This window comes from Mycobacterium colombiense, from assembly GCF_001953985.1.
Taxonomy (GTDB): domain Bacteria; phylum Actinomycetota; class Actinomycetes; order Mycobacteriales; family Mycobacteriaceae; genus Mycobacterium; species Mycobacterium colombiense_B.
Window position 1 is genome coordinate 139607 of sequence record NZ_MBEI01000061.1, and the last position, 13950, is coordinate 153556.

At 67.2% G+C, this 13950-nt stretch carries 12 protein-coding genes; 5 read left to right on the forward strand and 7 right to left on the reverse strand.

Translation table 11 applies throughout. The features are described 5' to 3' along the window. Window positions 1-5: 5 nt before the first annotated feature. Entirely contained in the window at window positions 6-914 is a 909-nt protein-coding gene (locus tag A5732_RS20005) for a DUF5336 domain-containing protein (protein WP_065074407.1), read from the reverse strand. A 254-nt stretch (window positions 915-1168) separates the two neighbouring features. On the opposite strand from A5732_RS20005, the gene A5732_RS20010 reads away from it, so the two are divergent. After that, window positions 1169-2017, forward strand: coding sequence for an LLM class F420-dependent oxidoreductase (locus A5732_RS20010; RefSeq protein WP_076051265.1), 849 nt, complete (start codon window positions 1169-1171; stop codon window positions 2015-2017). An 89-nt stretch (window positions 2018-2106) separates the two neighbouring features. On the opposite strand, the gene A5732_RS20015 is transcribed toward A5732_RS20010, so the two are convergent. The 3 genes from A5732_RS20015 to sucC form a co-directional block, all read right to left on the reverse strand. Further along, window positions 2107-3633 (reverse strand): acetyl-CoA acetyltransferase, encoded by a 1527-nt coding sequence (locus A5732_RS20015; RefSeq protein ID WP_076103102.1) that lies wholly within the window; start codon window positions 3631-3633, stop codon window positions 2107-2109. 62 nt (window positions 3634-3695) lie between these two features. Beyond that, on the reverse strand, window positions 3696-4598 hold the full coding sequence (gene sucD, locus A5732_RS20020) for a succinate--CoA ligase subunit alpha (RefSeq protein ID WP_065074409.1): 903 nt from the start codon (window positions 4596-4598) through the stop codon (window positions 3696-3698). A gap of 12 nt (window positions 4599-4610) precedes the next feature. Then, window positions 4611-5774 carry an ADP-forming succinate--CoA ligase subunit beta gene (sucC, locus tag A5732_RS20025; protein ID WP_065055788.1) on the reverse strand — a complete coding sequence of 388 codons (1164 nt, stop codon included), beginning with the start codon at window positions 5772-5774 and terminating at the stop codon, window positions 4611-4613. A gap of 323 nt (window positions 5775-6097) precedes the next feature. Here sucC and A5732_RS20030 point away from each other — a divergent pair, with 323 nt between their 5' ends. Both A5732_RS20030 and A5732_RS27380 read left to right on the forward strand, forming a co-directional pair. Next, the gene (locus tag A5732_RS20030; protein ID WP_081389459.1) at window positions 6098-7153 is read left to right on the forward strand and encodes a M23 family metallopeptidase; all 1056 of its coding nucleotides are present in this window, start codon (window positions 6098-6100) and stop codon (window positions 7151-7153) included. Window position 7154: 1 nt separating this feature from the next. After that, entirely contained in the window at window positions 7155-7745 is a 591-nt protein-coding gene (locus tag A5732_RS27380; protein ID WP_171975057.1) for a hypothetical protein, read from the forward strand. A gap of 86 nt (window positions 7746-7831) precedes the next feature. Here A5732_RS27380 and pcrA read toward each other — a convergent pair whose 3' ends face one another. Next, window positions 7832-10165, reverse strand: a complete 2334-nt coding sequence (gene pcrA / locus A5732_RS20040; RefSeq protein WP_065056420.1) for a DNA helicase PcrA — start codon at window positions 10163-10165, stop codon at window positions 7832-7834. A 391-nt stretch (window positions 10166-10556) separates the two neighbouring features. On the opposite strand from pcrA, the gene A5732_RS20045 reads away from it, so the two are divergent. Together A5732_RS20045 and pgi are read left to right on the forward strand one after the other, a co-directional pair. Next, window positions 10557-10877, forward strand: a complete 321-nt coding sequence (locus A5732_RS20045; protein ID WP_076051337.1) for a chorismate mutase — start codon at window positions 10557-10559, stop codon at window positions 10875-10877. A 78-nt stretch (window positions 10878-10955) separates the two neighbouring features. After that, window positions 10956-12620: a glucose-6-phosphate isomerase gene (gene pgi / locus A5732_RS20050; protein WP_076051267.1), complete on the forward strand. Its 1665-nt coding sequence runs from the start codon at window positions 10956-10958 to the stop codon at window positions 12618-12620. Between the two features lies 1 nt (window position 12621). Here pgi and A5732_RS20055 read toward each other — a convergent pair whose 3' ends face one another. Then, the gene (locus tag A5732_RS20055) at window positions 12622-13371 is read right to left on the reverse strand and encodes an SDR family oxidoreductase (RefSeq protein WP_076051268.1); all 750 of its coding nucleotides are present in this window, start codon (window positions 13369-13371) and stop codon (window positions 12622-12624) included. Between the two features lie 41 nt (window positions 13372-13412). Further along, window positions 13413-13880 carry a zinc finger domain-containing protein gene (locus tag A5732_RS27660; RefSeq protein WP_231120969.1) on the reverse strand — a complete coding sequence of 156 codons (468 nt, stop codon included), beginning with the start codon at window positions 13878-13880 and terminating at the stop codon, window positions 13413-13415. Window positions 13881-13950 lie beyond the last annotated feature (70 nt).

The window sequence follows — 13950 nt, forward strand, 5'->3', positions numbered from 1 at the left end:
CACGGTTAGGAGGGCGCTGGCCCAGACGGTGACGATCCCGACTGCTGCTCCTGGCCGAACTGCTGGCCCCCACCCTGCTCGGAGAAGTTCGTCGTCGCCGAACCGGCATCCGATCCGCCGGTGTTCGGCGGCGGGCTGAAGCTGGGGAAGCCGGTGGGCGGCGTGGACGGGCCGTGCTGCTGCGCGGAGTGTTGGGGACCGGACTGCGGCGACGGCTGAGCGCCGAAACCGCCGGTCGGAACGCCGCTCTGGGTGGGAGCCGCGCTGGGCGAATAGCCGCCGTACTGCGACCCGTATCCCTGCGGCGACTGCTGTTGGCCCCCGTGCTGGCCGCCCGCCTGCTGTCCGTAGTAGGGCTGCTGGCCGTACTGGCCGTATTGCCCGTACTGGTTGTACTGCGCGTAGGGGTCGTACTTGGGCCGCGGCGCCGGTGCGGTGATCACGCCGGACTCCAGCAGGACCACGACGACCGCGGCGATCGCCTGCAGCACGACGGCCGCCACCAGTGGCCACATCGCCCAGCCGATCGCGAATCCGGCGGGCAGGTTGATCGTCTCGGTGATGGCCAGCAATGCAGCCAGGACCGCGATCACGGCGACGATTCCCGGGTAGTTCTTGGTCTTCGGCAGCAGGCCGAGCCCGGCCAGCAGCGCGGCCAGTACGGCGACCACCACCGCGGTGCCGGCGTCGCCCGCGCGCCCACCGATGCCCGGGCCGAGGTCGGCGCCGATGGTGAAGGTTGGACCGAAGTTCAGGAGGTAGGCCGCCAGACCCAGCACGACCACCGCGATGTTCAGGAAGAACGGCAGCTTGCTCGTTCCGTCGTCGTCCTTGGCGAAGGACGGTGTGGCGCCCGCATAGCCGCCGCCGGGTTGCGCCGGCGGGTAGCCCGGGCTTCCGGGAGAGTAGGTCATGGCTCCTCCTGTTGCTTCCAGTGCCTTGAACTGCCTAGCGGTCGCCACGGTTGCAGTGCAACGCTGTGCTTCCAGGCGCCTCGCTGTGTTAGCGACGCGGTCGATCACCCACGCTAGCGCACGTGCGGCAACCTGTGCCGCCGCCACTGGCTTGGACGGTGCGACCCACGCCGGCGGCGCCGCGAGCCCCTCGCGAGACGGTCCGTGTCACAACGGCTTGCCCAGCAGAGGTAGAACACGTTCTAATTCTCTGCATGGATTACGGCCTAGTGCTTTTTACCAGCGATCGTGGCATCTCCCCGGCGAAGGCCGCGAAGCTCGCCGACGACCACGGCTTTCAGACCTTCTACGTGCCAGAACACACGCACATTCCGGTGAAGCGCGAGGCGGCTCACCCCACGACGGGGGACGAATCGCTGCCCGACGATCGCTACATGCGGACACTAGACCCATGGGTAAGTCTCGGTGCTGCGTGCGCGGTCACCTCGCGGGTGCGGCTGTCCACCGCGGTGGCCCTGCCGGTCGAGCACGACCCGATCACCCTGGCGAAAAGTATTGCCACCCTTGACCACCTGTCGGGCGGACGGGTCAGCCTGGGCGTCGGATTCGGCTGGAACACCGACGAACTCGCCGACCACAACGTGCCACCGGGTCGGCGCCGCACCATGCTGCGCGAATACCTCGAGGCGATGCGGGCGCTGTGGACCGAAGAGGAAGCCCAGTACGACGGCGAGTTCGTGAAGTTCGGTCCCAGCTGGGCCTGGCCCAAGCCGGTGCAGTCGCACATCCCGGTGCTGGTGGGCGCCGCGGGCACCGAGAAGAACTTCAAGTGGATCGCCCGCAGCGCCGACGGCTGGATCACCACTCCGCGCGACTTCAACATCGACGAGCCGGTGAAGCTGCTGCAGGACACCTGGGCGGCGGCGGGCCGCGACGGCGCCCCGCAGATCGTGGCGCTGGACTTCAAGCCGGTGCCCGAGAAGCTCGCCAAGTGGGCCGACCTCGGGGTGACCGAGGTGCTGTTCGGGCTGCCGGACAAGTCCGAGGACGAGGTCGCCGCCTACGTGGAGCGGCTGGCCGGCAAGCTCGCCGCGCTGGTCTGACAACGATTCATAGTCGCGAGACATAAACCACGGCGACCGCCGGCGGCGTGTCGTCTGCGTGGTTTATGTGTCGCGCAAGGACCGCGGCTTCAGGCCAGCGTGGCCCGGTTGTCCTTCTCCGTCGGCCGGACCACGATCGAAGCCCCGAGCGGCTCGCCGTCGCTGAGCAGGCCGACCAGATCGGGCTCCTCGCTCAGGGCCAGGAAGCGACTGCCGTCGCCGTCGAGCCGCCCGACAATGAGGCCGGTGCGCACCGGCCAGTCGTAGCGCACGGTGTAGGTCTCGATCGTGGCCGGGCCGTCGGCCTTGATGCTCACCGGCATCTTGGGACGGGCGGCGACCTCGGCGCGCAGCGTGGCGCTGTTGTCGGGCTTCCAGTTCACCGGCGTGGTGGAGTACACGCCGACGGAGTACTTGCTCATGATCCCGCCGTTGGCGGCGACCAGGCCGAATTGCCCTGGGAGATCGCGCATTTCGCTGACCGTCTCGGCGATGCCGTGCAGTGAGTAGTTGTTGCCTGGTCCGCCGAAGTACGGCAGGCCGCCGGTGAGCGTCAGCCCGCGAGAATCGTCGGTGGCCAGACCCATCCCGTCGCAGAAGTTGAACACCGGCACCGGGAAGCAGCTGTAGAGGTCGAAGGTCGAGACGTCGTCGATGCCGATGCCGGCCCCGGCCAATGCTTCCCGGACCGCCAGCACCGAAGCCGAGTTGTGCGTCAGGTCAAGGCGGTCGAGCAGCGGCTGGTCCACCATGTCGGCGTGGCCGTGCAGGAACACCCAGCGTTCCTCGGGCACCCCGAGCCGGCGGGCGGCGCCCACCGACATCAGCAGCGCGGCCGCTCCCTGGTTGACCTGGTCGCGGGCCACCAGCAGCCTCGGGTACGGATCGCAGATCATCCGGTTGGACGCGGTGACGGTGATCAGCTCGTCGACGCTGCGCTCCACCGGGGAGGACGCGAACGGGTTCTTCGCCGCAACCTTGGTGAACGGGGCGAACAGCTCGCCCATCTGGCGGCGGTAGTCGGCGACGCTCAAGCCCAGCCGGGCGCGGCGCGCGTTCTCCAGCAGCCCGTACTGGGCGGGCGCTCCGATCAGGCCGTGCGCGACGGTGTAGTCGTCGAACAGTCCGTCGTAGCCGAAGCCCCGGTCCTCGAGGGAACCCTCGACCGTGTCGGAGTGGTCCGGCTTATCCCGGTCGGCGAAATACCGGATGCTGGAGGTGTTTTCGGAGCCGAAGATCATCACGACCTCGGCCTCACCCGAGGCGATGACGCCGGCGAACTCGGTGACCAGATGCTGGGGGCCCTGGCCGCCGATCGGCTCGAGAATCGCGCGGGCCGGTGCGGCGCCGATGCGCTTGGCCACCGACCGCGGGTAGTTGTTGGACTTGCCCATCGGCGCGGGCGTGCGCCCGGAGAGCTCGAACTGCCGGATCGCGGCGACGGTGTCGATGGCCGCGGCGACCGCGCTGGCGTCGGCCCCAGCGTCATGCAGAGCGGCCTGCGCCGCGGCCGTCGCGAGTTCCACCGACGACATTCCGCGGTAGCCGGAGTCCTCGATGCGCTCGGTGAACTGCCCTACCCCGACGATGACGGGGGTGTTCGGGTCGAGATTCATAGACCCACTATCTACTGAGGGCCGGGCCCCGGCCAAATCCGGGGCCCGCGCAGCCTTCCGCGCTACAGGCTCTGCAGAATCTCCCGGGCCAGCGCGGCGGTCTCCGACGGGGTCTTGCCCACCTTGACGCCGGCCGCCTCCAGCGCTTCCTTCTTGGCGGCCGCGGTGCCCGACGAGCCGGACACGATGGCACCCGCGTGACCCATCGTCTTGCCCTCCGGCGCGGTGAATCCCGCGACGTAGCCGACGACCGGCTTGGACACGTTGGCCTTGATGTAGTCGGCCGCACGCTCCTCGGCATCACCGCCGATCTCACCGATCATCACGATGACCTTGGTGTCGGGGTCCTTCTCGAAGGCCTCAATGGCGTCAATGTGGGTGGTGCCGATCACCGGGTCGCCGCCGATGCCGATCGAGGTGGAGAAGCCGAAATCGCGCAGCTCGTACATCATCTGGTAGGTCAGGGTGCCCGACTTGGAGACCAAGCCGACCGGGCCGGGGCCGCTGATGTTCGCCGGGGTGATGCCGGCCAGCGCCTCGCCCGGGGTGATGATGCCGGGGCAGTTCGGCCCGATGATGCGCGTCTTCTGGCCCTTGTCGACGTTGTAGGCCCACGCATAGGCGCTGTCCTGCACCGGAATTCCCTCGGTGATGACGACCAGCAGCGGGATCTCGGCGTCGATGGCCTCGATGATCGCGTCCTTGGCGAACTTCGGCGGCACGAAGACGACCGACACGTTGGCGCCGGTCTCCTTCATCGCCTCCGCGACGCTGCCGAAGACCGGGAGCTCGACGTCCTTACCGACGGGGTCCACGTGCGACACGGTCGTGCCGGCCTTGCGGGCGTTCACGCCACCCACCACCTGGGTGCCGGCCTTCAGCATGAGCGCGGTGTGCTTGGTGCCCTCACCACCGGTGATGCCCTGGACGATTACCTTGGAGTCTTTGTTCAGGAAGATCGACATCTCTTGTGTCCCTTACTTGTTCGCCAGCTCGGCGGCTTTGTCGGCACCGGCGTCCATGGTCTCGGCCTGGATCACCAGCGGGTGGTTGGCGTCGGCCAGGATCTTGCGGCCCTCGTCGACGTTGTTGCCGTCGAGCCGGACCACGAGCGGCTTGTTGGCCTCGTCGCCGAGCATGTTCAGCGCGGTCACGATGCCGTTGGCGACCGCGTCGCAGGAGGTGATGCCGCCGAACACGTTCACGAACACGCTCTTGACCTGCTTGTCGTTCAGGATGACGTCAAGACCCGCGGCCATCACCTCGGCGGACGCGCCGCCGCCGATGTCGAGGAAGTTGGCCGGCTTGACCCCGCCGTGCTTCTCGCCGGCGTAGGCGACGACGTCGAGCGTCGACATCACCAGGCCCGCACCGTTACCGATGATGCCGACCGCCCCGTCCAGCTTGACGTAGTTGAGGTCGTGCTCCTTGGCCTTGAGCTCCAGGGGGTCGGTGGCGTCGCGGTCCTCGAATTCGGCGTGGCCGGGCTGACGGAAGTCGGCGTTGGCGTCTAGCGTGACCTTGCCGTCCAGCGCCAGGATCTGGTCCTTCGGGTCGCGCACCAAAGGGTTGACCTCAACCAGGGTGGCGTCCTCGGCGACGAAGACCTCCCACAGTTTGTTGATGGTGATCGCGGCGGCGTCGAGCACCTCGGCGGGCAGGTGGCCCTGCTCGGCGATGGAACGCGCGGTCGCCAGGTCGACACCCTTGACGGCGTCCACCGGAACCTTGGCCAGCCGCTCCGGCTTGGTGGCGGCCACCTCTTCGATCTCCATGCCGCCCTCAACCGAGCACATGGCCAGGTAGGTGCGGTTGGCGCGGTCGAGCAGGAAGGAGATGTAGTACTCCTCGGCGATGTCGCTGGCCTCCGCGACCAGCAGCTTCTTCACGACGTGTCCCTTGATGTCGAGACCGAGGATGTTCTTGGCGTGCTCGTAGGCATCGTCGGGCGTCGCCGCGTACTTGACGCCACCAGCCTTGCCACGTCCGCCGACCTTCACCTGCGCTTTGACCATCACCGGACGACCGATCTCGGTGGCGATCTCGCGAGCGCCCTCGGCGGTGTCGGTCACGCGTCCCGGCGTAGTCGGTACGTTGTGCTTGGCGAACAATTCTTTTGCTTGATACTCGAAAAGGTCCATGGACTCTCTGTCTTCGCTCGACTCAACTACTAGGCCTCTTGGTGGGCGGTGCCGCACTCGGCAACTCGCACGGACGAACTGTATCCACCCTTCAAACGCCATTTACCGCCGCGTCCGACGATGTGGCACAGCTCACCGGCTAGGGGTTAACCGCCCGCGTGATCCAAATCACAATTCCGCCCGGATTTTCCAACGAGGTTGCCAGCCCCGCGCGTTAGCGGATACCTTCCTAGGGTCCAGATAACGTTATGGTCACGATACGAGGACATTTCAGGTTGTCCCAGCACCTTTTTGCCCGGTCTTCTGCCGTAACTGAAGGCGTCGTGAGGGTAGGTCGCGCCGCAGGCGCCCGGTGGGCCGACGCACCGCATCGCACCGAAGTCACCGAGATCCTTCCGCTCGACGGGTTTGATTTCGACGACTTCGAGTTCAGCGACGACGCCGGTGATCTCGGCGACTTGGACTTCAGCAACGACTCACCGTTCGACAACGAAGCGCAGGTGCTGCTGGCGCCCGAGCTCGACGACCTGAACGAGGCCGACGACGTCCGCCCGGTATGGCTGGCCGCGCCCGTCACCGAGGTGCTGCCGCGGGTGATCGTCGAGCCGCGCTCCGAGCGGCGTCTCGAGCGCTCGCACACCACCGACGTCGTCGGCGTCGCACGCCGCGGCGGGCAGCACCGCAAGGAACCGACCAGCGCGGCACGCGGCCGGCTGTTGATCTCGGCGATGGCCGCCGGTGCCGCCGCGGCGGCCGCCCACACGGCCACCAGCCATGCCGACACCCCCAAAACCGACGACGCCGTGCTGACCGCCAACGCGTCCGCGCTCACCGGCGGTGCAGGCAGCAGCACCGTCCGCGGCCCCCAGGTGATCGCCGCGGCGCCGGCGGCCACCGCCGCTCTGCACAACCAGGAGCTCGCCAAGGGCGTCGCCTTCGCCAACGATCGCGCTCAGCGCGAGGCGCGGTTGTCGCAGCCGCTCTACGTGATGCCGACCAAGGGCATCTTCACCTCCAACTTCGGCTACCGCTGGGGCGTGCTGCACGCCGGCATCGACCTGGCCAACTCGATCGGGACGCCGATCTACGCGGTGTCCGACGGCGTCGTCATCGACTCCGGCCCGGCCGGCGGCTACGGCATGCTGGTCAAGCTGCGTCACGCCGACGGCACGGTCACGCTCTACGGCCATGTCAATACCACGCTGGTCAGCGTCGGTGAGCGCGTGATGGCCGGCGACCAGATCGCCACCATGGGCAACCGGGGCAATTCCACCGGCCCGCACCTGCATTTCGAGGTGCTGCAAGGCGGCAGCGAACGGATCGACCCCGTGCCGTGGCTCGCTAAGCGTGGTCTTATGGTCGGCAACTACGCTGGTTGAGGTGACCGCGCCGAACGACGAAACTTCCGGTCCGCGTCCAGCCGAGCCCACGCCCGAGCACGATTCGCCCTCCGAGTCACGGACCCGGATCATCCGGCGTGCGCCGACCGGGCCCATCCCGACCACGCCTGACACCCCGACCACCCACTTGGCGACGCAATCGGCGGCCTACAGGGCAGGTTCTCGTGCGGGTCGCACCGGCTATGCCGGAGTGCCGGCCCTTGAGCCCAGCGATAGGACGGCCGTCGCCGCGTGCGCGGTGAGCATCGTCAGCGGCTGGGCCACCTCGGTGGTGGCCACCGACCTGATCGCCGGTTGGTGGCGAACCGATCGCCTGTTCTGCATCGCGGTGGCCTTTCTGGCCCTGGTTTTCGCTGGTACCACGGTGTCGGGCGTGATCCTGTTGCTGCAGCGCCGATCGATCAGCCGCTACCTCCTGATGGCCGGCGCGCTGGTCGCCTTCCTCACCTACATCGGCGTCTTCATCGCCGGCGCCCGCGTCGCGTGGGTCGTCCACCTGCTGCCGATATTGCCGATCGCCACGGTCGTGCTGGTGCTGCTGCCGCAGACCAAACGCTGGCTGGACGCCTGACCTTCGCCGAACGTGCACTCACGGTGATGATTTCGCCGATTTCTCGCCCTGAGTGCACGCTCGACGCGGTCGATCGCCGCGGCCGGCTAGAGCTTGCTGATCGGGGCGTGGTTGTGCATCAGCTTCACCCGCCCGGAGCTGCCGAAGTCGATCAGCGACATCGCCGATTCGCCGACGCCGGAGACCTCCTCGACCCGGCCCAGCCCGTACTTGTCGTGCGTCACCCGGTCGCCGGCCGCGAGCACCAGTAGCGGCCGCTTGCTCATCCCCGAGCGGGTCGGGGCCGCCCGCGGCGCGCCGAACCGGCCGGCGCCGCTCACCGGCGCGCTGAACGACGGGGCCGGCGCCGTGCGCCGCCAGTCGATGAGCTCCTGCGGAATCTCTTGCAGGAAGCGCGATTCCGGGTTGAGCATGGGCTGCCCCCAGGACGACCGGACGATGGCCCTGCTCACGTAGAGCCGTTGCCGCGCCCGAGTGATCCCGACGTAGGCCAGCCGCCGCTCCTCGGAGAGTTCGACCGGATCGTCCAGCGAGCGCATGTGGGGGAACATTCCGTCCTCCCACCCGGTCACGAACACCACCGGAAACTCCAGGCCCTTGGCGGTGTGCAGCGTCATCAGGGTGACCATGCCGGCGCCGTCCTCGGGGATCTCGTCGCTGTCGGAGACCAGCGAGACCCGCTCCAAGAACTCGGCCAGCACACCGGTGTCCGGCACGTCTTCGTCCTCGGGGGTCTGCAGCGACTCGCCCAGCGCCGCGGCGTTGGCCCGGTCGGTGCTGAATTCGTGTGCCACGCTGACGAGTTCGTTGAGGTTGTCCAGGCGCGCGAGTTCCTGGGGATCGGTGGAGGATTCGAGTTCCCGGCGATATCCGGTGCGTTCGAGCACCGACTCGACCAGATCTCCGAGATCGTCGTCCAAGCGGCCGCGCAGTTCGTCGAGCAACTCGACGAAACCGGCGATCGCCTTCTCGGCACGCGAATTCAGCATCGGCACTTTGCCTTCGGCCGCGGCCACGAGCGCGTCGGCGAAACTGGCGCCGGTGTTCTCGGCGTACACCGCCACGCACGCCTCGGCGCGATCGCCGATGCCCCGGCGCGGGGTGTTGAGGATGCGCCGCATGCTCACCGCGTCGCCGGGGTTGTCCAGCACCCGAAGATAGGCGACGATGTCGCGAATCTCCTTGCGCTCGTAAAAGCGCACTCCCCCAACGACTTTGTAGGGTATTCCGGCGCGGATGAACACCTCTTCGAACGACCGCGACGAGTTGTTGGTGCGGTAGAAGACGGCGACGTCGTTATAGGTGATCTCGCCCTTCTCGGCGAGCGCGTCGATCTCCTCGGCGACGAAACGGGCCTCGTCGTGCTCGTTGTCGGCGACGTACCCGACGATCAGCTCGCCGGCACCCTCGGCCGTCCACAGCCGCTTGTCCCGGCGACCGGAGTTGCGGGCGATCACCGAGTTGGCCGCGGACAGGATGTTCTGCGTCGAGCGGTAATTCTGTTCCAGCAGAATGGTTGTCGCGTCGGGGTAGTCGCGCTCGAAGTCCTCGATGTTGCGGATCGTGGCGCCCCGGAACGCATAGATCGACTGGTCGGCGTCGCCGACGACGCACAGTTCCGCGGGCGGCACCTCGTCGGATACCTCGTCACTGCCGCGGCCGGCCAGTTCGCGCACCAGCACGTACTGCGCGTGGTTGGTGTCCTGGTACTCGTCGACGAGGACGTGCCGGAACCGCCGCCGGTAGTGCTGGGCGATCTGCGGGAAGGCCCGCAGCACCGCGACGGTCTCACCGATCAGGTCGTCGAAGTCCAGCGCGTTGGCCGCCCGCAGCCGCCGCTGGTATTCGCCGTAGACACTGGCAACCGTGCGGGACAACTCGTCGGAATCGTCGGTCAGGTTGCCCACCGCCTGCGCGGGGTCGATCAGCTCGTTCTTCAGGTTGGAGATGGCGTTGGCCAGCAGTCGGGGCGAGTAGCGCTTGATGTCGAGCCCCATGTCGCGGCCGATCATCTGCAACAGGCGCCGTGAGTCGTCGGCGTCGTAGATGGAGAAGTTGGAGTTGAGGCCCTCGATCAGGGACGCCTGGTTGCGCAGGATGCGCACGCAGGTCGAGTGGAAGGTGGAGACCCACATGGCGCGGGCCCGGTTGCCCACCAGCCGCACCACCCGTTCGCGCATCTCGGCGGCGGCCTTGTTGGTGAAGGTGATGGCCAGCACCTGGCCGACCCCGACCCCGCGTTCCGCGATGAGGTAGGCGATGCGGCGGGTCAACACCGCGGTCTTGCCCGAACCCGCGCCAGCGACGATCAGCAGTGGGGAACCCTCATGGACCACCGCTTGGCGCTGTTGCGGATTGAGGCCCTCGAGCAGTTGATCTGCTTCGGAGGCCGGCTTGGCATCTGTTGCGTGCACACTCATGTCAGTCCAAACTTACCGCCGCCCACTGACGCATAGCGTCCTGGCATCAGACCAGGCTAGTGGCCCGGGCGGCCGGGACTGCGGCAAGCGGGCTACCGAGAATCCGGCGTGTCGGAATGCGGTTCCGAACCAAGATTCCGTCCGGCGGAATAATTGCACCCGAGTCAAAAAGCGCAGCTTAAACGCGTTTTCTTTGCGCGGTTGCCGTTTCTAGTGGCACACTCGATTCGTGCTCAACGTGCAGTGCCGGCGGCGCTCCTCGACTCAGGAGTGGCGCCGCCGATTTCCCTACGGGTACCGGTTCGCGGTGCCCGTGGCGTAACTGCTTCCGCAGAGCCCCGTGGTCCGCTTCCGGCACTCGGGGCTCGTCTTTTGTGAGGCCCGAAACTGCATGAGACCAGAAACCCCACATAACGACGACGACGCGGAGTCAGCAGAGATGGACATCGACACGGTGGCGACCCAAGAGGTCACCGACATAGACGAGTTGCGCCAGGAAATCGACCGGCTCGATGCCGCGATTCTCGCAGCGGTGCAGCGGCGTACCGAGGTGTCACAGGCGATCGGCAAGGCCCGGATGGCGTCCGGCGGCACGCGACTTGTCCATAGCCGCGAAATGAAGGTCATCGAGCGCTACAGCGAGCTCGGCCCCGAAGGCAAAGACCTGGCGATACTGCTGCTGCGGTTGGGCAGGGGCCGACTCGGCCACTGACCTCGGCGGTTCCTTCGTCGGGCGCAGAGCTCCCCGCTACACCTGGCTCCGTCACGTCACAGCCCATAGGGTCGAAGCATGACCTCCGTGCACACCCTCCCCGACATCACCGCCACTCCGGCGTGGGACGCCCTGCGCAGGCATCATGAACAAATCGGCGGCACCCATCTGCGGCAGTTCTTCGACGACGATCCCGATCGCGGCCGCGAGCTGACCGTCTCCGTCGGCGACCTCTACATCGATTACAGCAAGCACCGCGTCACGCGAGAAACGCTGCGGCTCTTGGTCGATCTGGCGCGCACGGCCAACCTCGAAGAGCGTCGCGACCAGATGTTCGCCGGCGTGCACATCAACACCTCGGAGGATCGCGCGGTGCTGCACACCGCGCTGCGACTGCCCCGGGACGCCGAGCTGGTGGTCGACGGCGAAAACGTTGTCCAAGACGTGCACGAGGTGCTCGACGCCATGGGCGAATTCACCGATCGGCTGCGCAGCGGTGAATGGACGGGGGCCAGCGGGAAACGCATCAGCACGGTGGTCAACATCGGCATCGGCGGATCGGACCTCGGCCCGGTGATGGTCTATCAGGCGCTGCGCCACTACGCCGACGCGGGTATCTCGGCGCGGTTCGTCTCCAACGTCGACCCGGCGGATTTGATCGCCACCCTGGCCGACTTGGACCCGGCCACAACACTTTTCATCGTCGCGTCGAAGACGTTCTCGACGCTGGAAACCCTGACCAATGCCACGGCGGCGCGCCGCTGGATCACCGATGCCCTTGGTGACGCCGCGGTGTCGCAGCACTTCGTCGCCGTCTCCACCAACAAACGTCTGGTCGACGACTTCGGCATCAACACCGACAACATGTTCGGTTTCTGGGATTGGGTCGGCGGCCGCTACTCGGTGGACTCGGCGATCGGCCTGTCGGTGATGGCCGCGATCGGCCGAGAAGCCTTCGCGGACTTCCTTTCCGGCTTCCACATCGTCGACCGGCATTTCAAGACCGCGCCGCTGGAATCCAATGCGCCTGTCCTGCTTGGGCTTATCGGTCTGTGGTACTCCAACTTCATGGGTGCACAGTCGCGCGCGGTGCTGCCGTACTCCAACGACCTGGCGCGCTTTGCCGCCTACCTGCAACAGCTGACCATGGAGTCCAACGGCAAGTCCACCCGCGCAGACGGCAGCCCGGTCACCACGGACACCGGTGAAATCTTTTGGGGCGAACCGGGAACCAACGGGCAGCACGCGTTCTACCAGTTGCTGCATCAGGGCACCCGGTTGGTGCCCGCCGACTTCATCGGCTTCAGCCAGCCCATCGACGATCTGCCCACCGCCGAGGGCGACGGCAGCATGCACGACTTGTTGATGAGCAACTTCTTCGCCCAGACCCAGGTGCTGGCCTTCGGCAAGACCGCCGAAGAGATCGCCGCCGAAGGCACGCCCGCGGACATCGTGCCGCACAAGGTGATGCCCGGTAACCGGCCGTCGACCTCGATCCTGGCCAACCGGCTCACCCCGTCGGTCATGGGACAGCTGATCGCGCTGTACGAGCATCAGGTCTTCACCGAGGGCGTGATCTGGGGAATCGACTCGTTCGACCAATGGGGTGTGGAGCTGGGCAAAACCCAGGCCAAGGCGCTGCTTCCGGTGATCACCGCGGACGGTTCACCGGCGCCGCAGTCGGACAGCTCCACCGACGCCCTGGTGCGCCGCTATCGCAGCGAACGCGGACGAACCAGCTGACTCAGGCGAACATCTTGGTCAGCTGGGGCGGCAGCACCCGCATCAACTGCACCAGCGGGGCCCACGGCCACCACGGCACCGCGGCGCGGCCGGGCTCCCGCTCCATGGCGGCGACGAGGGCGTTCACGCCAGTTTCGTTGTCCACCATCAACATTGTGCTGTTGGACTTGGCCGTCATCTCCGACTCGATGTAGCCGGGCTCGATGACGGAAACCTTGACGGGTCCCTTGGCGTATTCGGCGCGCAGCGATTCACCCAGTGAGCTCACACCGGCCTTGCTCGCCGCATAGGCCGCCTTGACGCCGGGCACGCCCTTGTTGCCGAGCACCGACGAGATCAGCACCAGGTGGCCCGAACCGTTCTTGTTGAACATCTCCAGCGCGGTCTCGATCTGCACCAGCGCCGAGACAAGGTTGGTCTCGATGGTGGCCTTGTTGGCCCACAGCTTGCCGGAGCCCAGTTTCGCGCCCTTGCCGATGCCGGCGTTGACGACGATGCGGTCGATGCCGCCCAGCTCGTCGCTGAGTTCGGCGAACACCTTGGGGACGGCCTCGTGGTCGTTGACGTCCAGCGCGGCGACCGCGATCCGAATGCCCGGATACTTCTGCGAGAGCTCGACTTTCAGCTCATCGAGCCGGTCGGTGCGGCGCGCACACAGCGCAAGGTCGCGGCCCTTGGCGGCGAAGGCGCGCGCCATGCCGGCGCCCAGGCCCGAGCTGGCACCGGTGATCAGGATCTTCTGGCGAGTCATCGGGGCAGCATATCGACAGGTGTCAAGTCCGGGTCGGGTGACTACTTCAGCAAACGCGACATGCGCCGGTCGGCCAGGATCTTCCCGCCGGTCTGACACGTGGGGCAGTACTGGAAAGACTTGTCCGCGAACGACACTTCGCGCACGGTGTCCCCGCATACCGGGCAGGGCAGCCCGGTGCGGGCGTGCACCCGCAATCCGGAGCGCTTCTCCCCCTTGAGCGTGGCCGCCCCCTGCCCGACGGACCGGCTCACCGCGTCGGTGAGCACCGAGACCATCGCGTCGTGCAGCGTAGCGAGCTGCGCGTCGGACAGCTTGCCGGCGGTGGCGAACGGCGAGATGCGCGCGACGTGCAGGATCTCGTCGCTGTAGGCGTTGCCGATCCCGGCGATCACCTTCTGGTCGGTGATGACCGTCTTGATCCGGCCGGTGTTGCCTGCCAACACGTTGGCCAGCGCGTCGAGGTCCAGGTCCAGCGCGTCCGGGCCGAGCGCGGCGATCCCGGGCACCTGGGCCGGATCGTCGACCAGCCAGACCGCCAGCCGCTTCTGCGTGCCCGCCTCGGTGAGATCGAAGCCC